Source organism: Bradyrhizobium neotropicale, assembly GCF_001641695.1.
Taxonomy (GTDB): Bacteria; Pseudomonadota; Alphaproteobacteria; order Rhizobiales; family Xanthobacteraceae; genus Bradyrhizobium; species Bradyrhizobium neotropicale.
The window spans coordinates 59,364-81,022 of record NZ_LSEF01000063.1 but is presented as its reverse complement, the minus strand read 5'-3'; the positions used below and the strand labels follow the sequence as shown (position 1 = coordinate 81,022).

Sequence of the window (21,659 nt, the reverse complement as noted above, 5' to 3'; positions counted from 1 at the left end):
TTCCGGTTCCTACTACGCCACGGGTAAAAAAGAGAAGCAAGTCACTGTATGGCGAGGGAAATGGGGAATATTTTACTCTATGGGGCTGTAGCAATGACCATTTTACGTACAGTCATTCCGGGTTCGACTCTGCGAGCCGCGCCGGAATGACGACGGAGGTCAGGGCCTTACCAGCGTGTAGCCGTTCTCGGTCAGGAACAGGATCTGTCCGACCCCGACCTGCACCGGGGTGGCGGAGGGGATGAAGTCCGGCCGCTTGCCGCTTTCCCGCTCGATCGTATCGACGGTGTTGAGACAGATGTCGAAGCGCACGCCCTGTGCAATCAGGCTTTCGACCTGCTTGCGATGGTCGCTGCCGGTGAGCAGCAGGTCGATGCCGGGACCGAACGCCACCACCTCGACCGCGACCTTGTCGGGGTCGTAGAACTTCAGGAGGTTGTTGGCGACGCTGAGCACCAGCGCCTGCTTCCTGGCATCGCCGTCGGACAGTTGCAGCACGATCTTGTGCTCTGCGAACGGCTTGTCCTGGAGCGGCACCTGCTGCGCAGCGACCGGTGCCGCCACGACGGCGAGCAGCGCCAGCATCATCGCGCGAAACATCTGCAAATGCGTCATCCCTGTCCTGCGATTCCTGGATTGTCCTCGACGCCCTGCAACGTGACGCCGGAATGGTACGGTTCGGGCATCCGGCCCGACCGCAGATATTTGCCGACGACGTCCCACACCGGCGCGCCCTGCTGCGCGTTGATCGAGGCCCAGCCCGCGACCTTGTAGCGCTTGTTTGCGGCCAGCGGCTTGCCGCCATCGAGCTGCAGCTCCGAGATGCGACCGCCGGCTGCGCCCGCCGGCGTGCAGGTGTAAGTGAGGCCGCCGACGCGGACCATGTCGCCGCCCTGCTGATAATAGGGGTCGGCGTTGAAGAGATTGTCGCAGATGTCCTCGAGCACGTCCTTGATCTGCGCGCCCGTCATCTCCTGCACATAGGTCTCGGGATAGGTGATCGCGGTCTCCGCGAGCACGTCCTCCATGGTCAGGGCCTGATTTGGCAGCGTGGTGACGCCCCAGCGAAAGCCCGGTGACAGCGCGATCTCGGCATCGAGCTCAGTACGCAATGCCGCGCAAATCAGCTGATCGACGGGACCCGAGAAGTTGCCGCGGCGATAGAGCAGGCGATCGGGCGTTGCGATCTTCTCCGACCAGTCCATCACATGCGGCGCGCGCACCCGGCCGATCAGTTCGGACATCGCCGGATCCGGCTTCAATAGCTCGGAATAGACCGGCAGCAGATGATATCTGACGTCGCTGACTTTGCCCTTGTCGAGCGCGAGATCGAGCACCGCCAGAAATTTTCCGTTGGAGCCGGCATTGGTGACGAGCGTCGTGCCGCTCGCATTCTTCACCGCGACCGGCTGCGGCACGGCGTCATGGGTGTGGCCGCCGAGGATGACATCGATGCCGGTGACGCGGCTTGCAAGCTTGAGGTCGACATCCATGCCGTTGTGCGACAGCAGGATGACCGCATCGACCTTGTCGTGGCCGCGCAGGCCGTCGACATGCTTCTGCAATTCCTCCTCGCGGATGCCGAAAGTCCAGTCCGGTGTGAACCGCTTGGGATGCGCGATCGGCACGTAGGGGAAGGCCTGGCCGATGATCGCGACGCGATGGCCGCCGAGCTCCTTGATCATCGAAGGCTTGAACACGCGGCCCGTGGCCTTGTCGAAGGCGCGGGCGTCGTTGAACGCGGCTTCCTCGGTCAGGAAGACGTTCTGCGCCAGAAACTCGCCCTTGAAGCGCTCGAGATTGTCGCGCAGCGCCTGCTCGCCATAGGTGAACTCCCAATGCCCGGTCATCGCCTCGATGCCGAGCAAATTGGCGACCTCGACCATGTCGCGGCCCTGCATGACATTGGCGAGCCCCGTGCCCTGCCAGAGGTCGCCGCCGTCGACCAGCACGGAATGCTTCTCGCCGACATCGCCGCGCAAGCGATCGATCAGCGTCTTCAGATGGGCAAAGCCGCCGAGCTTGCCGAAGCGTGCCGAGGATTTCTCGAACTCGAAGCAGGTGAAGGCATAAGCGTCCGCACTGTCGGGCCGGATGCCGAACCGGTCCAGGAACGCGCGGCCGACCAGGTGCGGCGGCCGTCCCGCCATCTCGCCGATGCCGATATTGACGCTGGGCTCGCGAAAATAGACCGGATTGAGCTGCGCATGCGCGTCGGTGATGTGCAGGATCCGCGCATTGCCGAAATGTTCGAGGTCGTAGATGCTCGCGGCTTCGGCGCCGCGCGCAAGCCGCGGCAGGCCGATCGATGCGGCGATGGCGCCTGCGCTCTTCAGGAAATCGCGGCGGCGGATAGCCATGCTTGAGTACTCCGCGCCCCTTAACGCCAGTCCGATGGTTCCACAGGAGGCCCAGTCTAGCGGATTTCCATCGTCTTCCAGGCTTCTTTTTCCGACGTTGCCTGGAAGATCGACGCCTTTGCCAGCGCCTCGGCCTCTTTCGCTGCGGCAATTGCGCGGTCGAAGTCGCCGCCATCGGCCGCCTTCTTCGCCGCCGCAAGAGTCGCGACGGTCGTGGTCCACTGGTTGCGCAAGCCGGTCGCCTCCTTGGAAGCGGCTTCCGCGGCGGCATAGGCCGCCTTGTAGTCCGCCTCGGTCGCCGCGCGTGCCGGGGGCAGCGCGAAGATCACCGCGAGCAACAGGGCGAGTGAAAGTGACCGCTTCATGGCCGCGCTCCCGGTCCGGAAATCGGCAGGCCGTTGGCGACATAGGAGAGGAAATATTCGACGTCGCGATATTCGTCCGACTGCGGCTCCAGCGGAACTGCGCGGGTCTGGCTGTTGCAGGTGACGAAGCGGCGGCTGGTCGTGCCCATGCTGCTCCATTCGGAGCGGTAGATTGGCATCGCATTGAGGATGCCGAGCGCGGGTGCCAGGACCTCGGCGCGGATGCGCTCGCCCGGGCTCTGCACATGGCAGCTCGCGCAGGAGAAGTTCATCTGGCCGCGGCGCGTGTAGAAATAGCGCTTGCCGTTCTCGAAAGCGGCCAGCGCCCGCGGATCATCGGGGATCTTGATGTCCATCAGCTTGCCGCGCGAGGTGTAGGCCATATAGGCGGTCAGCGAGGCCATCTCGTCCTTGACGTAGGAATAGGGCGCTTCGCCATTGGCTTCGCGGCAGCGGTTGAGCGCGAGTTCCAGCGTGACGACCTTGCCTTCCTTCTCGTCGAAATAGGGATAGTTCTGGCGGATGCCGATGCCACCGTCCGGGAAGCAGTCGGCATAGGTCTTGCCGTTCTTGAACGGGGTTGCGAACATTTCCTTGCCGGCATCGAGCGCAAACTCGTAGGGCGGGAATTCCTCCTTCTCCTGCCACTGCCGCTTCATGTCCTCGTTCATGGAATAAGGACCGTTGGCGAAATCCTCGTGCTTCACGTTCGGAAACTTCTGGAAGAAGAAGTTCTGGAACGCCTTGATGTCGGCGGCGGGATCGACCTTGTCGGCCGCGGTCACATGCGTTGACGCCAGAGCGCCCACGACGAGCGCGGCAAGCGCAGAGCCGAACAGAATTGCAGATCGCGCCTTCATCACGAAATCTTCGCGGTGGTCGTATCCGACGCACCCTTGTTGTCGACCCAGGAGATCTTGAGGTCGTCGCCCTTCTTGGCCCCCTTGAAGCTGAACTTGACGTAGGGGTCCTTGGAGACGGCCGGGCCCCAGTCGGCGACGAAGACGTCCTTGCCGTTATATTCGAACTTCAGCTCCTGGATGAAGTGCGCCGGGATCAGCTCGCCCTTGGAATCCTTGACGAAGCCGGAATCCATGGGGTGCTGGATCAGCGCCTGCACCTCGGTGATGTCGCCGTTGGATGTGGCGCGCACGCGAATGGTGGATGCCATCTTGATCTCCTTAACCCCCGCAGCCGCCGACGGTGACTTTGACTTCCTTGGTCGCGCTGTAGAGCTTGCCGTCGGCCTCGACGATCGCGACGACGTTGGTGGTCTTCGCCATTTTCAGGCGGTTGGAGACGCTCGGCACCGTTCCGTCCGGGATCTTGTAGGACGCTGCGAGCGCGTTCGGGTTCTCTGCCACGAAGAACGAGATCGAGGTCACCTTGTCGAGCGTGGTCGTCACGGCAATCGGCACGACGCCGCCGTTCTCGGCGATCTCGGGCGCATCCAGCTTGACCTTGTCGGAGGGCTCGGCGGTCTTGCCATAGAGCGCCTTGATGGCGTCGGCCTCGCTCTTCTGCTTGAACGCCTCTTCCGGATATTTGTCGTTGGCTGCGGCGCGCGCGGGCTGGGCGGCAAACGGCAGGTTACCGAGGCCGATCAGCGCGACGGAAGCCGCGCCCTGTAGGATCAGGCGCCGCGTCGCGAGAGGGCCGGTGATTGTCGTCATCTCAAGGTCTCCTGGCGTGCCGGCCGTCACAGGGTCTGCAGGAAATCAACGATCGCGTTGATCTCCTGTTCGGTCAAAATCCGGTTCCGTCCGAACGGCGGCATCATGGTCTGCGGATTGCGCTTGGTCTCATCGAACAAAATCGCGAACAGCTCGTTGCGGTCAGGATACTTGCTCTTGATGTCCTTGAGCGCGGGGCCGATCGTTCCGGGCAGGTCGCCGCCCTGGATGACATGGCAGGTCAGGCAATTGCCCTTGCCGCGGTCAAAGGCGAGCTTCTGGCCCTCGGCAACAGCGGATTGTGCCCGCGCCGGGCTCACGGCAAGGCCGGCCAGCATGGCCAGCATGAACATCAGGGAAGGCTTCCGGGGAAGGGCGGTCAAGGGGCGTTCCGAACCGTTATGTCGATGATCTCGTTCACGGAAATATAATGCTCAAAGCACAAAGGGCATCGCCTGACAATCAAGACTATGCATGCTGCAAAATCGCGTTAATATCCAGCGCATTGCAACCCAGAGATTATTTGTTTGACGGATTCGGCCCTGGCGCGGGCCATTATTGGGAGGCGTTCCGCCGCTTCGTCGTGTTTTCATTTCTTTCGTATTTTTCGGGGACCTCAATTGGCTGAATATCTCGTTGAATTTGGCAGGGACGGTGGGCGGGTCGAGCCCGATGGGCGGCTCGATGCGCCGGCGTTCCATCGCAATCACGAGCCGCTGTGGGCGGCGCTGCAAAAGCACCTCAAGGGCGTTTCGGGCGATGTGGTCGAGGTCGGCAGCGGAACCGGCCAGCATGTGGTCCATTTCGCCCGCCATACGCCCGGCCTCATCTGGTGGCCCAGCGACCTCAATCAGCGCCATCTGAAGAGCATCGAGGCCTGGCGCGTCCATTCCGGCCTGCCGAACATCCGCCCGCCGATGCGGATCGATCTGTCCGATCCGGACTGGTGCCCGGACATGAAGAGCGGGCAGGGGCCCGCGAACCTCGCGGCCATCTTCTGCGCCAATGTCATCCACATCGCGACGTGGAACGTGGCCGAAGGCCTGTTCACTGGTGCCGGCCGTTATCTGCGGGCCGACGGCAAGCTGTTCCTCTACGGCCCGTTCAAGCGCGACGGCAAGCACACCGCGCTCAGCAATGCCGTGTTCGACACCTCCTTGCGTGAAGGCAATCCCGAATGGGGCGTGCGCGACGTCGGCGACGTCGAGGGGCTCGCACAAGGCGCGGGTCTGCGTCTCGTCGATGTCATCGACATGCCCGCGAACAACCTGACGCTGGTGTTTTCGCGGTAGGGCGCGAAGAAGGTGCGCTCCCTCCCCCGCTTGCGGGGGAGGGTTGGGGAGAGGGTGTCTCCGCAATCGAGAACCCCCAAGACGAGAGAACCCTCACCCGGCGCTTCGCGCCGACCTCTCCCGCAAGCAGGAGAGGTGCACGACCTCCTGGGCTCGTGCTGATTCAATCAAGAGGCCGCCTTCACGCCTCGCCGTCCCGCCAGCCGATCTTGTCCTTCAAGAAGCGAAAGCCCAGCACCTCGAAGCCGGCGCGCTCCTTGTTGTCCTTGCCGTAGCCGTGGCCGCCCGCGGCGGGCTCGTAGAAATAGGCCTCATAGCCCATCGCGTGGAGCTTTGCCGCCATCTTGCGCGCGTGTCCGGGATGGACGCGATCGTCGCGCCGCGTGGTGGCGATCAAGATCGGCGGATAGGGTTGGCCCCGCTTTGCGTTGTGATAGGCCGAGTAGGTCTGCAGCCACTCCCACTCCTCCGGCTTATCCGGGTCGCCATATTCCGCGATCCAGCTCGCGCCGGCGAGCAGCTTGGTGTAGCGGCGCATGTCGATCAGAGGGATGGTGCAGAACAGCGCGCCGAAGCGCTCGGGATAGCGCGTCAGCATGTTGGTGATCAGGATGCCGCCGTTCGATCCGCCCTGCGCCGCGATGCGCTTGGCGCGCGTGACGCCGCGACGGACGAGATCGGCGGCGACGGCCGCAAAGTCGTCATGCGACAATCTCTTGCCGGCGAGCCGCCCGGCATCGTGCCAGCGCGTGCCGAACTCGCCGCCGCCGCGCAAATTCGCCTGCACAATGGTGCCGCCGCGCTCCAGCCACAGCTTGCCGAGGCCTGAATTGTAATAGGGCTTCACCGACAGTCCGAACCCGCCATAGGCGCTCATATAGACCGGCGCATCGCCGGTCACGCCGGCGGGACCCGTCTGCACATAGGGAATGCGCTCGCCGTCGATCGAGATCGCCTCGTGCTGGGTCACGATGAGACCATCCGCGTTGAACGTTCGCGGCGCCTGTTTCAGCACGGTTGGACTTGCGACATCCGGCTCGATCAGCATCAGGGACGGCGGCGTGAGCGGATCCTGAACGTTGGCGAGCAGGTCGCCATTGCTTTCGGATTCGTGGCTATCGAAGCGCCAGACGTCGACGACGCCGATCGCGGGAAGCCCGGGCAGGCGTGTGCTGCTCCAGCCGGCCGCCGACGGCGTGCAGATCTCGAACACCGGCCGCAACTCGTCGAGGATGGACAGCACCAGCCTGCCCTTGGCCCAGAACAGGCCTTGCAGCGCGCGGCGCGGCGAGGGCGGGAAGATCACGGCGAAGTTGCGCTGTCCCGCGAGGAAGGCCGACAGCGAGATGCCGAGCACGGTGTCCGCAGGATGCGTGACGCCGCCGACAGTCCAGGCTGAGCGCAGCTTCAGCGCGATCCAGTCGCCGTGCAATTGCAGCCAGATGTCGGAGGGCAGGTCGAGCTTGACGCTCGCACCTTGCTCGGTGCCGAGCCAGACGTCGAAGTTGAAGAAGTCCTGCCGGTCGACGAACAGAATCCGCGGCGCCTCGCCGGTCCGATCGACATCGCAATAGGCGCTCATCCGATCGGATGTCGTCTCGAACACCACGCGCGCCTGCCCTACGGGCTGGCCGCGGCGCCACAGCCGCACCGTGCGCGCATAGCCGGAGGTCGTCGCCATGTCCTCGCCAATGGCGCTCGACAACAGCAGCGTATCAGGATCGACCCAGGCGGCACCGCCCTTGGCCTCAGGCAGCGTGAAGCCGCCAGCAACGAAGCTCTTCGTGTTCAGGTCGAACTCGCGCAAGGTGACGGCATCGCTGCCGCCGCGCGACAGGCTCAGCATCGTCTGTGGCGCATCGCCCGGCAGCGAGCTCGACCCGTTCAGCAGCCAGTCCTCGCCTTCCTTTGCTGCGAGCCGGTCGATGTCGAGCAGCATCTCCCAGGATGGATTGGGTTTGCGAAATTCCGCGGTCGTGGTCCGCCGCCACAGGCCGCGCGGATGGTTTGCGTCTTTCCAGAGATTGTAGAGCAGGCCGTCGCAGCGGCTGACATAGGGGATGTTGTCCGGACGATCGTAGATGGCGGCGAGCGTGTCGCGGTCGCGCGCGAAGGCTGGACCGCCGAACTTCTCCAGCGTCAGCCGATTCTGCCGCTCGACGAAGTCGAGCGCCCGCACGCCTTCGACCTCCTCCAGCCAGAGCCAGGGATCATCGTCCGGAGCGGAGGGGGTAGGCCTGTCGTCGACGGACATGATCGGATCTCCAACGGATCGACGCGAGGTGCGGTTTGATCGTGCGCAAGCGGTAAACCGCGAAACCCCGTTATACTCCGGCCAATTGCGTCAGGGGCATGGCTTGCGCTCGTTTGCGCCGGTTGCCCGGCCCCGCCGCTGTCTCCATAGTGCCGGGAATCACCTGAGCGCCCTGGGCGAAAATACCGATGCTAGATGTGACTTCAGCCGACGAGATCGCCGACGACGTCCGCGTCCGTGCCAATGTGGTGCGCCTTGCGGCCGCGCAGGCCCTGACCGGTGCCAACTCCGCGGTGATCTTCGCCACCGGCTCGATCGTCGGCGCGACGCTCGCGCCCGACATGTCGCTCGCGACCGTGCCGCTGTCGATGTATGTGCTCGGGCTCGCTGCCGGCACCCTGCCGACCGGCGCGATCTCGCGCCGCTTCGGCCGCCGCGTTGCGTTCATCATCGGCACCGCCTGCGGCGCGCTCACCGGCCTGCTCGGCGCGTTCGCGATCCTGCACGCCTCGTTTCCGCTGTTTTGCCTCGCGACCTTCCTCGGCGGCCTCTATGGCGCGGTGGCGCAGTCTTATCGTTTTGCCGCGGCCGATGGCGCCAGTGCCGCCTACCGGCCGAAAGCTGTGTCCTGGGTGATGGCCGGCGGCGTGTTCGCCGGGGTGCTCGGTCCGCAACTCGTGCAATGGACCATGGACGTCTGGCCGCCTTATCTGTTCGCGTTCAGCTTCGTGATCCAGGCCGCGGTCGCGCTGGTGGCGATGGGCATCGTCGCCGGCGTCGACATTCCGAAGCCGGCGGCGGCTGATCTGCATGGCGGGCGGCCGCTGATTCGCATCGTGACCCAGCCGCGCTTCATCGCTGCAGCGCTGTGCGGTGTCATCGCCTATCCCATGATGAACCTGGTGATGACCTCGGCGCCGCTCGCCATGAAGCTCTGCGGGCTCAGCGTCAGCGATTCCAATTTCGGCATTCAATGGCACATCGTCGCCATGTACGGGCCGAGCTTCTTCACGGGCTCGCTGATCGCTCGCTTCGGCGCGCCGAAGATCGTCGCCGCCGGTTTGCTGTTGGAAGCCGGCGCCGCTGCGATCGGCCTCTCCGGCATCACCGCGATGCATTTCTGGGCCACGCTGATCGTGCTCGGCGTCGGCTGGAATTTCTCCTTCATCGGCGCCTCCGCGCTGGTGCTGGAGACGCACCGTCCGCAGGAGCGCAACAAGGTGCAGGCCTTCAACGATTTCCTGGTGTTCGGCATGATGGCGATCGGCTCGTTCTCCTCCGGCCAGTTGCTCGCGAATTATGGCTGGTCGGCCGTGAACATGGTGGTGTTCCCGCCGGTTCTGCTCGGCCTTGTCGTCCTCTCGCTCGCCTCCTGGGCCCACCGTCGCAAGGAACGGCTGGAGGCGGCCATGGGCGAGTTCCCCGACGCGATCTGAGACTGGCAGGAGTCTGTCAGCAGCGTTGATGCTTCGATTTGCATCGAAGCGTTCGCCTTGCGAAGGTTGTTAATCGGTGTCGTCACGGCCGGACTAAAGCGCGGAGCGCGTCTTCACGCCAATTGTCGCGGCCATCCACGTCTTTAGTGCGGATCGAAGAACGTGGATGCCCGGGACCCGGCTCCGCCAAGGCTTCGCCGGGCTTTCGGTGCTAGGCGGCGTAGCTTCAGCGAAGCCGGCAAGCCCGGGCATGACGGAGGAAACAAAAACAAAAGCGGCAATGCTGGACAGCCCTCGACACCCCACTATCGAATCCTCCCTCCGCTACGAGGGCTGGCGCATCGTCGCGGTCTGCTTTCTGCTCGCTACATTCGGCTGGGGGCTCGGCTTCTACGGGCAGAGCGTCTACGTCGCCGAGCTCCAGCGCGCGCATGGCTGGTCGGCTTCGCTAATCTCTTCGGGCACCACGTTCTTCTATCTGTTCGGCGCGCTGCTGGTCGTCTTCGTCGGCGAGGCGATCCGAAAATACGGGGCGCGGCGCAGCCTGATCGCCGGCACGCTGGCGATGGCGGCCGCAGCAATTGCGATCGGCGCGGTGCGCGAGCCCTGGCAGCTCTATCTTGCGGACGCCGTGCTCGCCTTCGGCTGGGCCGGGACCAGTCTCGCCATGATCACCAACACGATCAGCCTGTGGTTCGACCACAAGCGCGGCATGGCGATCAGCCTAGCGCTCAATGGCGCCAGCTTCGGCGGCATCGCCGGCGTGCCGCTCTTGGTGACCATGATCGGCCATGTCGGCTTCGCGAGCGCGATGTTCGCCGCGTCCGGTGCCATGCTGGTGCTGCTCCTGCCGGTGATCCTGATCGTCGTCGGCCATCCGCCCGACCGCCACGGCTGGCACGTGGCGGCCGGCGCAAAACCGCAATCACCGGCGCAGATCCGAAAAGAAGCGCTGCGCGATGTCGGCTTTCTCACGGTCACCACTGCCTTCGCGTTGGTGCTGTTCGCGCAGGTCGGCTTCATCGTGCACCTGATCTCGTTCCTCGATCCCGTGATCGGGCGCGAGCGTGCGGCAGTCGCCGTCGCGGTGCTGACGGCGATGGCGGTGGTCGGCCGCGTGCTGTTCTCGATGGTGATCGACCGCCTCAACCAGCGGCTGGCGTCCGCGCTGTCGTTCCTCAGCCAGGCGGCGGCGCTCCTCGTCGTGATCAATCTGCACAATGATTACGTGCTCATTGCCGCCTGCGCGGTGTTCGGCTTCTCCGTCGGCAACCTCATCACGTTGCCGTCGCTGATCGTGCAGCAGGAGTTCGATTCGCGCCTCTTCGGCGTGTTGATCAGCCTCAACACCGCGATCAACCAGGTCACCTATGCATTCGGTCCCGGTGTCGTCGGCTTCCTGCGCGATCTCTCCGGCGGCTACGCGCTGCCGTTCTACGTCTGCATCGCGCTGGAGGTGGTCGCCGCGGCGCTGATCATGATGCGCGGTGGCAACGCGCGTAAGACTTCGTAGGGTGGGTTAGCCGAAGGCGTAACCCACCTCTTTTCCTTCCGGTTGCGAGAGAAGTGGTGGGTTACGCTAGCGGACTGCGCTTCGCGCAGCCGCGGGCTAACCCACCCCACGGGCGCAGCGGTGCTTACGCCTCCCGCTGCTTCAACAAATCCTCGAGATCCAGCCGCTTGGTGAACATCGCGAGCTTGCCGTCCGGCCCGAACGGCCATTTCTCCCTGGGCTTGTCCCAATAGAGCTCGACGCCGTTCTCGTCGGGATCGCGCAAATAGAGCGCTTCGCTGACACCGTGATCGCTGGCGCCGTCGAGCGCGATGCCGGCCGAGAGCACGCGATGCAACGCATCGGCGAGCGCCGGCCGCGTCGGATAGAGGATCGCGGTGTGATAGAGCCCGGTCGTGCCGGGAGGTGGCGGTGAGCCGCCCTTGCTTTCCCAGGTGTTGAGCCCGATGTGGTGGTGATAGCCGCCGGCCGAGATGAAGGCGGCGCCGGAGCCCATCCGCTGCATCAGCTCGAAGCCGAGCACGCCGCAATAGAAGCCCAGCGCGCGATCGAGATCGGCGACCTTGAGGTGAACGTGGCCGATCCTGGTGCCGGCATTGACGGCTGGATTTTGCGACATGTGGCTGCTCCGTTGACCAACTCCACATAGGGCGGGCTTCGGGACAGTGCTACCAGCCTATCCCGAAACCCAGCGTTTCCGGATGCGCAATTGCGCATCCGGATGCGCAACTAGGACAGCTCCGACACCTCGCCCTCTGGCAGACCGAACTCGAACGTGTTCAGCGTCATCGACACCAGCGTGTAGTAGCCGCACAGCCCGATCACCTCGACGAGCCCGCGTTCGCCGAGCACGTTCACCGCCTCATCATAGAGGCCCAGATCGAGGCCGTGGCCCTCATGCAGCGACTTCGCGACGTCGTAGATCATCTTAGCCTTGGGATCGTCGAACTCCGGCGTGCGGCGATCGCGGATCGCTTCGATGATCTCCGGCTTCATTCCGCCCTGAAGCGCGAGGCGCTTGTGGGCATACCACTCGTAGTGCGCGGTCCAGTGCCGCGCCGTCACCAGGATCACGATCTCCGAGAGTTTTGCGGGAAACACCGTATCGAAGCGCAGGACCTCACCGAGCCGCGTGGCGTGGCGGGCCATGTCGGGGCTGCTCAGCCAGGCCATCATCGGCGCCGGCGGCTTGCCGCGTTTTCCGGCAATCGATTCCTCATAGGTCTGCCGCTGGTTGTCGCTCATTTCGCCAGGCAAAAGTAGTTTCAGGCGCATCGTTGTTTCCTCTTTGTTTTTAGGCGTCGCCGTCGCGGCGATTATAGCCTGATGCCCAATCGCGTGAGTAGTCGGCGGATACGGAAGTGGTTGAATTCCGCGGTGCGATGGCCCAGAGTCGCCAGCAACAAGTCGATTTTTGACTGATGGAAACGACCCATGAGCGACTCTAGGGCCACAGATTCCGAGACGGCCGAACTCGAGACATTCCGCAGCGAGACGCGCGCCTGGCTCGAGGCCAACTGCCCGCCCGAGATGCGCAAGCCTGCCACAGCCGACACCGACGTGTTCTGGGGCGGACGCAACGCAAAGTTCTCGTCCGAGCCGCAGCGCATCTGGTTCGAGCGCATGCGCGACAAGGGCTGGACCGTGCCGGACTGGCCGAAGGAATATGGTGGCGGCGGCTTGAGTGCTGCCGAGCACAAGGTGCTGCGCGCGGAGATGGGAAGAATCGGCGCGCGGCCGCCGCTGTCGAGCTTCGGCATCTGGATGCTCGGGCCGGCGCTGCTCAAGTACGGCACCGAGGCGCAGAAGCGGGAGCATCTGCCGAACATCGCCGCGGGTCTGATCCGCTGGTGCCAGGGCTATTCCGAGCCGAATGCCGGCTCCGATCTCGCTTCGCTGCAGACCCGCGCCGAGAGCGATGGCGACGATTTCGTCATCACCGGCCAGAAGATCTGGACGTCCTATGCGAACTACGCCGACTGGATCTTCTGCCTGGTGCGCACCGATCCCGCGGCGAAGAAGCACGACGGCATCAGCTTCATCCTGTTCGACATGACCTCGAAGGGCGTGTCGACCAAGCCGATCCTCCTGATCTCCGGCTACTCGCCGTTCTGCGAGACCTTCTTCGACAATGTCCGCGTGCCGAAGTCGCATGTGGTGGGCACCGTCAACCGCGGTTGGGACGTCGCGAAATACCTGCTGCAGCACGAACGCGCGATGATCTCGGGCATGGGCGAACGCGGCGTCGGCCGCCCGCTCGGCCAGATCGCGGCGGACTCGGTCGGCACCGATGCACAGGGGCGCCTGGATGATTCGATACTGCGCGGCCAGATCGCAACGTTCGATGTCGATGAAGCCGCGCTTGCGGCCTGCGCCGAGCGCGCGGTCGATCTCGCCAAGGCGGGGCAGGCGCACCCGGCGTTCTCCTCGGCGATGAAATATTACGGCACCGAGCTGAACAAGCGCCGCTACGAGATCCTGATGTCGGCCGGCGGCGTCGATGCGCTCGAATGGGAGAGCGAGCGCTCGAAGCAGGGCGCCCGTCCGCGCGCCTGGCTGCGCACCAAGGCCAATTCGATCGAGGGCGGCACCAGCGAAGTGATGCTCGGCATCGTCGCCAAGCGCATCCTCGATCTGCCGGGGGCGTGAGGCACACTTTTGCAGCACGTCATTCCGGGGCGCCGCGGAAGCGGCGAGCCCGGAATCCATAACCACCAATCGGGAGTATGGATTCCGGGCCTGCGCCTTACGGCGCATCCCGGAATGACGAAGATCAGATAGATTTCGAATCGGAAACACCACCATGGCCCTCGTCCTCACCGAAGAACAATCGATGCTCCGCGACTCAGCGCGCGGGCTGATCAGCGACAAGGCGCCGGTGTCGCATCTGCGCCACCTGCGCGACTCCAAGGATCCGACCGGCTTCTCCAAGGAGTTTTGGCAGTCCTTCGCCGAGATGGGCTTTGCCGGCCTGCTCGTGCCGGAAGAGTTCGGCGGCAGCGGTCTCGGCTTTGTCGAGGCCGGCGTGGTCATGGAGGAGATCGGCCGCACGTTGATGCCCTCGCCGTTCTTCGCGACCAGCGTCGTCGCGGCCTCGGCGCTGAACCGCGGCGGCAATGCCGCGCAGAAGTCGGAATTTTTGCCGAAGATCTCGAATGGCTCGCTGCTCGCCACGCTCGCGATCGACGAGGGCGCAAAACACCGGCCGCTGCAGACCAGCCTGCAGGCCGTGCGCGCGGGCAACGGCTTCAAGCTCTCCGGCGCCAAGGCGCTGGTCGTCGACGGCCATGTCGCCGACCTCATGATCGTCGCAGCGCGCACCGCGGGCTCGGCCGGGGAACGCGAAGGGCTGACGCTGTTCCTGGTCAATCCGCACGCCAAGGGCGTTGCGGTCGAGCGCACCATCATGGTGGACTCGCACAACGCGGCGCGGATCGAGCTTGCCAATGTCGAGGTCAATGCCGACAGCGTGCTCGGCGAGGTCGATCAGGGCGCCCGCCTGCTCGACGGCGTGCTCGACATCGGCCGCGGCGCGGTGGCCTCCGAGATGGTCGGCCTCAGCGACGAGGTGTTCGGCCGCACCACGGAGTACCTGAAGCAGCGCAAGCAGTTCGGCAAGCTGATCGGCGAATTCCAGGCGCTGCAGCACCGCGCGGCGCAGCTCTATGTCGACATCGAGATCACCCGCGCCGCCGTGATGAAGGCGCTGCAGGCGCTCGACACCGATGTCGCCAACGCCGCGTCAGCCGTCGCGGTCGCCAAGGCCCGCGCCGGCACCACCGCGACGCGCGCGGTGCAGGAAGGCGTGCAGATGCATGGCGGCATGGGCATGACCGACCAGTTCGACATCGGCTTCTTCATGAAGCGCGCGCGGGTCTGCGAGGAACTGTTCGGCGACGCCAACTACCACACCGAGCAACTCGCGCGGGCGCGGGGGTATTGAGCTCCATCCCCGCATTGAGCTCTATCCCCTCATGGTGAGGAGCCGCGCCCTTTCGCGGCGTCTCGAACCATGAAGGCCCGGCTCTCGCACCTCGGCCTTCATCCTTCGAGACGCACGTTCCGCGCTCCTTAGGATGAGGGGAGGGAGTAGTCTGAAGTTGAACAAAGGTAGTTGTCATCGCCCGCTCCAGTGCGCAATTGCGCACAAGGCGGGCGATGACGGCTGAGAGTGGAGAGGTCGTGCCATTAGCTCGTCATTGCGAGCGAAGCGAAGCAATCCAGACTGTCTCCGCGGAAAGACTCTGGATTGCTTCGTCGCTTCGCTCCTCGCAATGACGGCCGAAAGACCGCCTACCGCATCGGCGGTGCGTACTGCACCCCGCCGGCGTTCCAGAGCTGGTTCATGCCGCGCGGGATCTTCAGCTTGGACTTCTCGCCGATATTGCGCTCATACATCTCGCCGTAATTGCCGACGTTGCGGATGATGCGTACGGCCCAGTCCTTGGTGAGGCCGAGCTGCTCGCCGTAATTGCCTTCGGTGCCGACCAGCCGCATCACCTCGGGCTTCTTCGACTTCAGGGCTTCGTCGATGTTCTCCGAGCTGACGCCGAGCTCTTCGGCATTGATCATCGCGTAGAGTGTCCACTTCACGATCATCATCCAGTCGTCGTCGCGCTGGCGCACGACGGGGGCGAGCGGCTCCTTGGAGATCATGTCGGGCAGGATCATGTGGTCGCCCGGCTTGGAGAGATTCAGGCGCAGCGCGTAGAGCTGGGAGACGTCGGCGGTCAGCGTGTCGCACTTGCCGGTGTCGTAGGCCTTCACGACGTCGTCCAGCTTGTCGAACTTCACCTCTTCATACTTCATGTTGTTGGCACGGAAGTAGTCGGTGAGGTTGAGCAGCGTCGTGGTGCCGGCTTGCACGCAGACCTTGCTGCCGGTCAGGTCCAGCGAAGTTTCCTTGTTGCGCGAACGCGGCACCATGAAGCCCGCGCCGTCGTAATAGGCGACGGCCGGGAAATAGAGGTCGTAGTCGAGCTCGCGCGCCATGCTCCAGGTCGAGTTGCGCGAGAGGATGTCGACTTTCCGGCTCTGCAATTCCTTGAAGCGCTCGCTGGCGTCGAGCGGAACGAACTTCGCCTTGCTCGGATCGTTGAAGATCGCCGCCGCAACCGCGCGGCAGAAATCGACGTCGAAGCCGGTCCAGTTGCCCTTGTCGTCGGGAATCGAGAAGCCCGGCAGGCCCTTGTTGACGCCGCACAGCACCTCGCCGCGCCGGACCGTGCGCTTCAGCGTGCGGGTGTCGTAGAACTCGTAGATGACCGCGAGGACGCCGACCAGTACGGCGACCGCGAGCCCGATCAGCAGGCCGCCTCGAAATGTGCGCATGATGTCTCTCTCTCGAAATAATCGGGAAAAGGAATTCGGACGGAGGCGGGGAGCATGATCCGGAAGCGGATCATGCTCAAACCATAACCCTCAGAGTTCGGGCTTCTGCCGGATGACCACCTTGGTCCCGACCGGGACGCGGTCATAAAGGTCGGCGACGTCGTTATTGACGAGACGGAAGCAACCCGATGACACCTTGGTGCCGATCGTGTCCGGTCGGTTGGTGCCATGGATGCGGTAGACGGTCGTGCCGAGATACATGGCGCGGGCGCCGAGCGGATTGCCGGGGCCGCCGGCCATGAAACGCGGTAGATAGGGCTGGCGCTGGATCATCTCCGGCGGCGGCGTCCAGTCCGGCCATTCCTTCTTGTTGGTGATGGTCACCAGCCCCTGCCACTGGAAACCGTCACGGCCGACGCCGATGCCGTAGCGGATCGCGCGCCCGCCGGGCTGCACCAGATAAAGGTGGCGTTCGGCGGTCGAGACGATGATCGTGCCCGGCGCTTCGGTGGTGCGGAAATAGACGACCTGCTTCTGCCATTCCGGATCGAGCTGGTAGGCGTCATCAGCGATCAGGCCCGGCTCGTCGCCGCGATCGGGCTGCTGGGCGAAGGCGGATGAGGTGACCAGGGAGGTGGTTAGGGCCAGGCCAACGGCTGTGATGAATATCCCGGTCAGGCGACGAAAATCCGTCATGTCAAAGCTCTCCCCGCTGCCACAGCGCAAATCATTCGGAACCATCAAATCTCAGGGGCAAGTTCATGGCAAGTTGATGGCGCGCCCGGCTGGTATGTCACGAGAATACTTTGGTTTTTTGACATGTCTCAATGCCATGAAATGGGGGCATGGCGCGAAAAGCAGTGGCTACAACCTCAACGGCGGGTAGAGGGCTGTCAGATCTGGCTGTTCTCAGGCTCGATCCCGAGCCGCCGGACGATTTCGGCGCCCACGGCGCGCGCCTCGTTTCGCGAGCCGATGCGGGGGCTGCGAAACCTTTGTCCAGACCGCAATCTGATCACGATGATGCAGTGCTCGTCCTCGGATCGGCCGCGGCGCTCGACCGTGATCGCCTCGACGTCGTGCCCCTCGATGTGGTCCGCGCGCAGCTTGCCGTCGCCCCACAAGCGTTCGACGCGAATATCCCCTTGCCGGATGATCCAGAAGGCGCCGGTCACGAGATTGGCGTATCTGTGAACGGCGTATGCGGCGATCGCACCAATCGGCAGCAGCATGATGTCGACCGGGCCGGGCGACAGACCCCGCCAGAGCTTGTAGGCGTAGGGAACGACGGACAATCCGACCACGATCGATGCCACGATCCGAACGTCTCTGGTGGAAAACGGCTCGACCGGTTCGCCAAGGTGCATCTCGGGATTGGTGGCATCGAGCGGATTGACCGGTGTCTCGACATTGGGAACGCCGAACTGCGCGGCGATCCGGCTAACCGTTTCACGGACATGCGTGACGTCGGAGATCGGCGGGGACGTCAGGCGCTCGCCCGAGACAAGCGTGAAGACGAGATGGAAGCGCGCCTTGGAAACCTTGCTTCTGGGGACCCCCAGTTCCGCTATGTCGCTCTTCGCGACGATCCGGCTGCGGAGCCGTCCGAAGGGGCTCTGTCGCCCGATCAGGATTTCATTCGGCGTGATGATCCACACCACCGCCGGTGCAAGCATGACACCGCCGATGAACGCGGCCCCCAAAAGGAGCGCGGCCACCGAGATGATGACTTCCAAATAGTCGTGCGCGAACAGGCCCGGCGTGAAGCAGAGGGCAACGGCCGCCGCAAAACCGGCCATGACCAGCCGCTGCGCGATCGAGGCGCCTTCACGAAGGCGAATGTCGTTGCTGGTGGGCGCGTCGTCCATTGCGGGCGGCTGATTCCGTCGGCACGAAACTCCACGGACGTATCCGTGGAGTCAAGCAGCAACGGCTACAGCAGGAACCAGCCGCGGTGTCCGCGCGGCCTCAGCTGCTGGCGTTCAGCAGCTTCGCCACCGTCCGGTCGATCTCGTCGTAGCTGCCTTCGCCTTCATGCTGGAAGACGATCTTGCCGCTCTGGTCGATGACGTATTGCGCCGGCCAATACTGGTTGCGGTAGGCGTTCCAGGTCCGGGAGTCGTTGTCCTGGGCCACCGGATAGGTGATGCCGTGGCGCTTCAGCGCGGCCTGCACATTGGACGCCGACCGCTCGAACGGAAATTCCGGCGTGTGCACGCCGACCACGACCAGCCCTTTGTCCTTGTATTTGGCGTAGAGCTCGGTGACGTGCGGCAGGGTGTTGACGCAGTTGACGCAGCCATAGGTCCAGAAATCGACCAGCACGACCTTGCCGCGGAGATCGGCGATGTTGAGCGGCTTGGAGTTGAACCAGTTGCTGATGCCGGTGAACTCGGGCGCGGTCGCCTGCGTTGCGGCCGCGGTGACGATCGGCGTCGCGCGCGCGGCCTCGTCGCAGATGCCGGGGATGACGGCGCCGGTCAGGGCGAAGCCGATCAGTGAAGCAGATACGGCGAGCAGTTTGAGAGACATGGAAGCTTCCTCCGTTAGGTATTGGTTGATCACAGGCCGATCTGGCCGGTGGGGTAGAAGCCGGTGAGCCACGCCACGATCAGCGTGTCGTATTGGAAATAGGCCGCGACGGCGAAGGCGATCACGACGACGCCGAAGCCCTGCTGCAGGCGCGGCGAGATGCGCGCGAGGCTGCGCACGCGCGTGGTCGCGGCCTGCCCGCCATAGGCGATCGCCAGCATCGGAATGGCAGCGCCGATGGCGTAGGCCACCAGCAGCGTGCCGGCCCAGGACAGGTTCTTCGACGTCGCGACCAGCGTCAGGATCGAGCCGAGCACGGGGCCGGCGCAGGGCGTCCAGACCAGGCCCAGCGTGGTGCCGAGCACGAGCCCGCCGAGCGCGCCCGCACGCTGCGCGGCGCTGGATGAGCCGAGATCGAGCCAGGCATTGAGCCGGATCGAGAGCCATTCGAACGGTGCCGGCCACAGCATCAACAGGCCAAAGCCGAGCAGCAGGATCGCCGCAGCCGAGCGCAGCACGTTGGGGTCGAAATCGAACAGCCGCGTGAGCGCGCCGAGCAGCAGTGCAGTTGCGGAGAACGAGACGACGAAGCCGAGCGCGATCATCGCGGGGCGCAGATGCGAGGTGCGGCCGATCGAGGCGCCGAGCAGGATCGGTAGCATCGGCAGCGTGCATGGCGCGGCGATGGTGAGGATGCCGGCAAGCACAGCGAAGATCAGTTCGAGCATCGGGCCACTCGCGAAGGGGTCACGAGGTTGGTTCGTGCTGGATGCGTCGGTCGTTACGCCGCGTCACGCGTTCGTGACGTTGACCGGGGGGTGGCCAACAAGTCGGTGCGCTCCCTCCCCCCTTGCGGGGGAGGGTTGGGGAGGGGGTAGCCACAAGCGAGGTCGGAGTTCGTGGCACCCCCCTCCCTGCCCCTCCCCCGCAAGGGGGAGGGAATGAGAGAGCGGTGCCAGCCTCACTCAAGTACAGCCACAAACACCGCAGCTCATGGCGACACATGCGCCCAAACAGAAAACGACCCGGAGGAGGGGGGCATCCCGTCCGGGTCGTTGGAGGTCCTTGGGAGGTTTAACCAAAACCGTATGTGAGCTTTATAGGGCCGAAGTTTTTCCGCCTGATGTCGTGCTTTGTTTCAATTGTTTCGCCGGCGGTAACACTTCCGTGTCCGGGATAGGGCCGAAGCCGTGGTCCTATCCCATTGAAATCTAAATTCTTTACGCCGCGAAGCGGTCGACGCCGCAGCCCTTAAGCAAGTCGGCCAGTTGCTTGCGGGCGTAGAACATCCGCGTCTTCACCGTGCTCTGCGGGATGCCGATGATCGCACCGACCTCTTCCACCGACTTCTCATGGTAGTAGACGAGGTTGATGATCTCGCGATGCGCGGGCGACAGTTTCGCCACGCAGGCGCGCAGGATCGCACTGGTGTCGCTGCGGTCGAGCGAGGTCTCGGGCGTGTCGGCCTCGTCGGGGATCTCGCGCACGTCTTCCTGGTCGATGTCCTCGAAACGGCGCTGGCGCATCGCGGTCAGGGACTTGAAGCGGGCGATCGAGAGCAGCCAGGTCGAGACCTGTGAGCGGCCCTGGAATTGTCCGGCGGTCCGCCACACGTCCAGGAAGACCTGGCTGACGAGGTCCTCGGCCGCGGTGGCGTCGCGCACGATGCGCAGGATGAAGCGATACACCCGCACATTATGCCGGCAGTAGAGAATGTGCATGGCCGTCCGGTTGCCGTCGGCGATGCTTTCCAGAAGCATGTCGTCCGAGGTCGCCTGAGCAGCAATGATGCTCTGGCTGGCTTCGGCGTTGATGGCGACGACGTTCTGCATGACTGGCTCCCCGTAGCGCCGCAACCGAGCGGCGTTTCCTTGGACCAAAGTGTTAAAGAGCCAGCGTTTCGGGACGTCTGCGCGACAAGCGGAAAATGGTTTCGTGCGCCGCCAAATTGTTTCGTCGCAAGCCGCGCGACGAAACATTCGGGACAAAAAACCGTGCAATTTCAATGTACGGAAAATACGGTAGTGCGGATTTGGACTGGGCGGAACGAAATTTGGGATCTTGCGTTTGACGGGGCCGCAATTAAAGCCGTCGTCCCGGCGCAGGCCGGGACGACGGCAGAGGGTGTTGCCTGCGCCTGGGCCCCTTACGCCTTCTCGCCCGCCGGCGAGAACAGGTAGCCGCCGCCGCGGATGGTGCGGATCACGGCGGGCTTTGTCGGATCGGGCTCGATCTTGCGGCGGATGCGCATGATGCGAAGGTCGACGGCGCGGTCGAAGGCTTCGGCATCGCGCGCATTGGCCAATTCGAGCAGACGCTCGCGTGACAGCACGCGCTTCGGATTGGCCGCGAACACTTTCAAAAGCCCGAACTCGGACGCGGTCAGCGGATGCTCGTTGCCCTCGTCATCGCGGAGCGCCTGTGCTTCGAGGTCGAGCCATTTGGTGCCGAAGCGCACCAATTGATCCTTGTCCGATTTCGCCGCCGCGGCTTCCGTCGCCGCTGCTTTCACCGGCGTGCTCCGCCGCAGCACCGAGCGGATGCGCGCCATCAATTCGCGCAGCTCGCAGGGCTTTGCCACGTAGTCGTCGGCGCCGAGCTCGAGCCCGACGACGCGGTCGATCGGGCTCGCCGTCGCCGTGAGCATGATCACCGGCACGTTGATGCGGCTCTTCAGGTCGCGGATGATCGAGAGCCCGTCTTCCTCCGGCATGTTGAGATCGAGCACGACGAGATCGGGCATGCCGCCCTCGATCGCCGTGCGCAGGCTCTTGCCGCCGTCGCACAGTGTCACGTTGAAGCCGTGCATCTTGAGGTAATCGCCGACCATTTCCCGGGCCGGGGCCTCGTCGTCGACGATCATGATGTGCTGGCTCTGGGTCATATCATTCAGATCCTGGCAT

The 21,659-nt window shown here is 64.2% G+C and carries 23 protein-coding genes; 6 read left to right on the top strand and 17 right to left on the bottom strand.

Annotation, left to right across the window (positions count from 1 at the left end; genetic code table 11):
- Positions 1 to 159: 159 nt before the first annotated feature.
- Genes AXW67_RS21740 through soxX form a run of 7 tightly spaced genes read right to left on the bottom strand, consistent with a single transcriptional unit; the run spans position 160 to position 4,781 of the window.
- Complete coding sequence (locus AXW67_RS21740; protein WP_027549851.1) at positions 160 to 615, bottom strand: DsrE family protein; 456 nt, start codon at positions 613 to 615, stop codon at positions 160 to 162.
- The gene (soxB, locus tag AXW67_RS21735; protein WP_063679483.1) at positions 612 to 2,360 is read right to left on the bottom strand and encodes a thiosulfohydrolase SoxB; all 1,749 of its coding nucleotides are present in this window, start codon (positions 2,358 to 2,360) and stop codon (positions 612 to 614) included. The genes AXW67_RS21740 and soxB overlap by 4 nt, the downstream gene beginning before the upstream one ends.
- Before the next feature lie 56 nt (positions 2,361 to 2,416).
- The gene (locus AXW67_RS21730; RefSeq protein WP_063679482.1) at positions 2,417 to 2,725 is read right to left on the bottom strand and encodes a hypothetical protein; all 309 of its coding nucleotides are present in this window, start codon (positions 2,723 to 2,725) and stop codon (positions 2,417 to 2,419) included.
- Entirely contained in the window at positions 2,722 to 3,585 is an 864-nt protein-coding gene (gene soxA, locus AXW67_RS21725; RefSeq protein WP_063679481.1) for a sulfur oxidation c-type cytochrome SoxA, read from the bottom strand. Before soxA ends, AXW67_RS21730 begins: the two co-directional genes overlap by 4 nt.
- Positions 3,585 to 3,896 carry a thiosulfate oxidation carrier complex protein SoxZ gene (gene soxZ / locus AXW67_RS21720; RefSeq protein ID WP_027549847.1) on the bottom strand — a complete coding sequence of 104 codons (312 nt, stop codon included), beginning with the start codon at positions 3,894 to 3,896 and terminating at the stop codon, positions 3,585 to 3,587. Before soxZ ends, soxA begins: the two co-directional genes overlap by 1 nt.
- A gap of 10 nt (positions 3,897 to 3,906) precedes the next feature.
- Positions 3,907 to 4,398 (bottom strand): thiosulfate oxidation carrier protein SoxY, encoded by a 492-nt coding sequence (soxY, locus tag AXW67_RS21715; RefSeq protein WP_027549846.1) that lies wholly within the window; start codon positions 4,396 to 4,398, stop codon positions 3,907 to 3,909.
- Between the two features lie 26 nt (positions 4,399 to 4,424).
- A complete protein-coding gene (gene soxX / locus AXW67_RS21710; protein WP_027549845.1) occupies positions 4,425 to 4,781 on the bottom strand; it encodes a sulfur oxidation c-type cytochrome SoxX in 357 nt (118 codons plus the stop codon).
- A gap of 237 nt (positions 4,782 to 5,018) precedes the next feature.
- Here soxX and AXW67_RS21705 point away from each other — a divergent pair, with 237 nt between their 5' ends.
- Positions 5,019 to 5,690, top strand: coding sequence for a DUF938 domain-containing protein (locus AXW67_RS21705; RefSeq protein ID WP_063679480.1), 672 nt, complete (start codon positions 5,019 to 5,021; stop codon positions 5,688 to 5,690).
- A 181-nt stretch (positions 5,691 to 5,871) separates the two neighbouring features.
- Here AXW67_RS21705 and AXW67_RS21700 read toward each other — a convergent pair whose 3' ends face one another.
- Positions 5,872 to 7,944, bottom strand: a complete 2,073-nt coding sequence (locus tag AXW67_RS21700) for a prolyl oligopeptidase family serine peptidase (RefSeq protein ID WP_063679479.1) — start codon at positions 7,942 to 7,944, stop codon at positions 5,872 to 5,874.
- A 188-nt stretch (positions 7,945 to 8,132) separates the two neighbouring features.
- On the opposite strand from AXW67_RS21700, the gene AXW67_RS21695 reads away from it, so the two are divergent.
- Positions 8,133 to 9,380, top strand: a complete 1,248-nt coding sequence (locus AXW67_RS21695) for an MFS transporter (protein WP_063679478.1) — start codon at positions 8,133 to 8,135, stop codon at positions 9,378 to 9,380.
- 280 nt (positions 9,381 to 9,660) lie between these two features.
- Positions 9,661 to 10,893 carry an MFS transporter gene (locus AXW67_RS21690; RefSeq protein WP_063679477.1) on the top strand — a complete coding sequence of 411 codons (1,233 nt, stop codon included), beginning with the start codon at positions 9,661 to 9,663 and terminating at the stop codon, positions 10,891 to 10,893.
- A 124-nt stretch (positions 10,894 to 11,017) separates the two neighbouring features.
- Here the strand turns inward: AXW67_RS21690 and AXW67_RS21685 are convergent, their stop codons facing one another.
- Positions 11,018 to 11,512 (bottom strand): VOC family protein, encoded by a 495-nt coding sequence (locus tag AXW67_RS21685; RefSeq protein WP_063679476.1) that lies wholly within the window; start codon positions 11,510 to 11,512, stop codon positions 11,018 to 11,020.
- 110 nt (positions 11,513 to 11,622) lie between these two features.
- Complete coding sequence (locus AXW67_RS21680) at positions 11,623 to 12,168, bottom strand: carboxymuconolactone decarboxylase family protein (RefSeq protein WP_063679475.1); 546 nt, start codon at positions 12,166 to 12,168, stop codon at positions 11,623 to 11,625.
- 159 nt (positions 12,169 to 12,327) lie between these two features.
- Here AXW67_RS21680 and AXW67_RS21675 point away from each other — a divergent pair, with 159 nt between their 5' ends.
- Both AXW67_RS21675 and AXW67_RS21670 read left to right on the top strand, forming a co-directional pair.
- Positions 12,328 to 13,542 (top strand): acyl-CoA dehydrogenase family protein, encoded by a 1,215-nt coding sequence (locus AXW67_RS21675; RefSeq protein WP_063679474.1) that lies wholly within the window; start codon positions 12,328 to 12,330, stop codon positions 13,540 to 13,542.
- A gap of 154 nt (positions 13,543 to 13,696) precedes the next feature.
- Positions 13,697 to 14,836: an acyl-CoA dehydrogenase family protein gene (locus AXW67_RS21670; RefSeq protein ID WP_063679473.1), complete on the top strand. Its 1,140-nt coding sequence runs from the start codon at positions 13,697 to 13,699 to the stop codon at positions 14,834 to 14,836.
- Positions 14,837 to 15,186: 350 nt separating this feature from the next.
- Here AXW67_RS21670 and AXW67_RS21665 read toward each other — a convergent pair whose 3' ends face one another.
- Positions 15,187 to 16,224 carry an amino acid ABC transporter substrate-binding protein gene (locus AXW67_RS21665; RefSeq protein ID WP_027549837.1) on the bottom strand — a complete coding sequence of 346 codons (1,038 nt, stop codon included), beginning with the start codon at positions 16,222 to 16,224 and terminating at the stop codon, positions 15,187 to 15,189.
- 90 nt (positions 16,225 to 16,314) lie between these two features.
- Complete coding sequence (locus AXW67_RS21660; protein ID WP_027549836.1) at positions 16,315 to 16,920, bottom strand: L,D-transpeptidase; 606 nt, start codon at positions 16,918 to 16,920, stop codon at positions 16,315 to 16,317.
- On the opposite strand from AXW67_RS21660, the gene AXW67_RS42060 reads away from it, so the two are divergent.
- Entirely contained in the window at positions 16,919 to 17,110 is a 192-nt protein-coding gene (locus tag AXW67_RS42060; protein WP_145927765.1) for a hypothetical protein, read from the top strand. The two genes, AXW67_RS21660 and AXW67_RS42060, sit on opposite strands and share 2 nt — an antisense overlap.
- Before the next feature lie 7 nt (positions 17,111 to 17,117).
- Here AXW67_RS42060 and AXW67_RS21655 read toward each other — a convergent pair whose 3' ends face one another.
- The 5 genes from AXW67_RS21655 to AXW67_RS21635 all read right to left on the bottom strand — a co-directional run bounded on the left by AXW67_RS21655 (position 17,118) and on the right by AXW67_RS21635 (position 21,640).
- On the bottom strand, positions 17,118 to 18,092 hold the full coding sequence (locus AXW67_RS21655) for a hypothetical protein (protein WP_063679472.1): 975 nt from the start codon (positions 18,090 to 18,092) through the stop codon (positions 17,118 to 17,120).
- A 100-nt stretch (positions 18,093 to 18,192) separates the two neighbouring features.
- The gene (locus AXW67_RS21650; RefSeq protein WP_063679471.1) at positions 18,193 to 18,756 is read right to left on the bottom strand and encodes a thioredoxin family protein; all 564 of its coding nucleotides are present in this window, start codon (positions 18,754 to 18,756) and stop codon (positions 18,193 to 18,195) included.
- A gap of 29 nt (positions 18,757 to 18,785) precedes the next feature.
- Positions 18,786 to 19,484: a cytochrome c biogenesis CcdA family protein gene (locus AXW67_RS21645; protein WP_063679470.1), complete on the bottom strand. Its 699-nt coding sequence runs from the start codon at positions 19,482 to 19,484 to the stop codon at positions 18,786 to 18,788.
- 492 nt (positions 19,485 to 19,976) lie between these two features.
- On the bottom strand, positions 19,977 to 20,588 hold the full coding sequence (locus AXW67_RS21640) for a sigma-70 family RNA polymerase sigma factor (RefSeq protein WP_063679469.1): 612 nt from the start codon (positions 20,586 to 20,588) through the stop codon (positions 19,977 to 19,979).
- 314 nt (positions 20,589 to 20,902) lie between these two features.
- Positions 20,903 to 21,640, bottom strand: coding sequence for a response regulator (locus AXW67_RS21635; RefSeq protein ID WP_027549831.1), 738 nt, complete (start codon positions 21,638 to 21,640; stop codon positions 20,903 to 20,905).
- Between the last annotated feature and the right edge of the window lie 19 nt (positions 21,641 to 21,659).

Coding starts and splice junctions, on each gene's coding strand:
- soxA (WP_063679481.1), bottom strand. CDS start 3,585: ATGAAGGCGCGATCTGCAATTCTGTTCGGCTCTGCGCTTGCCGCGCTC.
- AXW67_RS21670 (WP_063679473.1), top strand. CDS start 13,697: ATGGCCCTCGTCCTCACCGAAGAACAATCGATGCTCCGCGACTCAGCG.
- AXW67_RS21675 (WP_063679474.1), top strand. CDS start 12,328: ATGAGCGACTCTAGGGCCACAGATTCCGAGACGGCCGAACTCGAGACA.
- AXW67_RS21730 (WP_063679482.1), bottom strand. CDS start 2,725: ATGAAGCGGTCACTTTCACTCGCCCTGTTGCTCGCGGTGATCTTCGCG.
- soxY (WP_027549846.1), bottom strand. CDS start 4,398: ATGACGACAATCACCGGCCCTCTCGCGACGCGGCGCCTGATCCTACAG.
- AXW67_RS21645 (WP_063679470.1), bottom strand. CDS start 19,484: ATGCTCGAACTGATCTTCGCTGTGCTTGCCGGCATCCTCACCATCGCC.
- AXW67_RS21640 (WP_063679469.1), bottom strand. CDS start 20,588: ATGCAGAACGTCGTCGCCATCAACGCCGAAGCCAGCCAGAGCATCATT.
- AXW67_RS42060 (WP_145927765.1), top strand. CDS start 16,919: ATGTCAAAGCTCTCCCCGCTGCCACAGCGCAAATCATTCGGAACCATC.
- AXW67_RS21660 (WP_027549836.1), bottom strand. CDS start 16,920: ATGACGGATTTTCGTCGCCTGACCGGGATATTCATCACAGCCGTTGGC.
- AXW67_RS21740 (WP_027549851.1), bottom strand. CDS start 615: ATGACGCATTTGCAGATGTTTCGCGCGATGATGCTGGCGCTGCTCGCC.
- AXW67_RS21695 (WP_063679478.1), top strand. CDS start 8,133: ATGCTAGATGTGACTTCAGCCGACGAGATCGCCGACGACGTCCGCGTC.
- AXW67_RS21690 (WP_063679477.1), top strand. CDS start 9,661: ATGCTGGACAGCCCTCGACACCCCACTATCGAATCCTCCCTCCGCTAC.
- AXW67_RS21665 (WP_027549837.1), bottom strand. CDS start 16,224: ATGCGCACATTTCGAGGCGGCCTGCTGATCGGGCTCGCGGTCGCCGTA.
- AXW67_RS21635 (WP_027549831.1), bottom strand. CDS start 21,640: ATGACCCAGAGCCAGCACATCATGATCGTCGACGACGAGGCCCCGGCC.
- AXW67_RS21700 (WP_063679479.1), bottom strand. CDS start 7,944: ATGTCCGTCGACGACAGGCCTACCCCCTCCGCTCCGGACGATGATCCC.
- AXW67_RS21655 (WP_063679472.1), bottom strand. CDS start 18,092: ATGGACGACGCGCCCACCAGCAACGACATTCGCCTTCGTGAAGGCGCC.
- AXW67_RS21685 (WP_063679476.1), bottom strand. CDS start 11,512: ATGTCGCAAAATCCAGCCGTCAATGCCGGCACCAGGATCGGCCACGTT.
- AXW67_RS21650 (WP_063679471.1), bottom strand. CDS start 18,756: ATGTCTCTCAAACTGCTCGCCGTATCTGCTTCACTGATCGGCTTCGCC.
- soxZ (WP_027549847.1), bottom strand. CDS start 3,896: ATGGCATCCACCATTCGCGTGCGCGCCACATCCAACGGCGACATCACC.
- AXW67_RS21680 (WP_063679475.1), bottom strand. CDS start 12,168: ATGCGCCTGAAACTACTTTTGCCTGGCGAAATGAGCGACAACCAGCGG.
- soxB (WP_063679483.1), bottom strand. CDS start 2,360: ATGGCTATCCGCCGCCGCGATTTCCTGAAGAGCGCAGGCGCCATCGCC.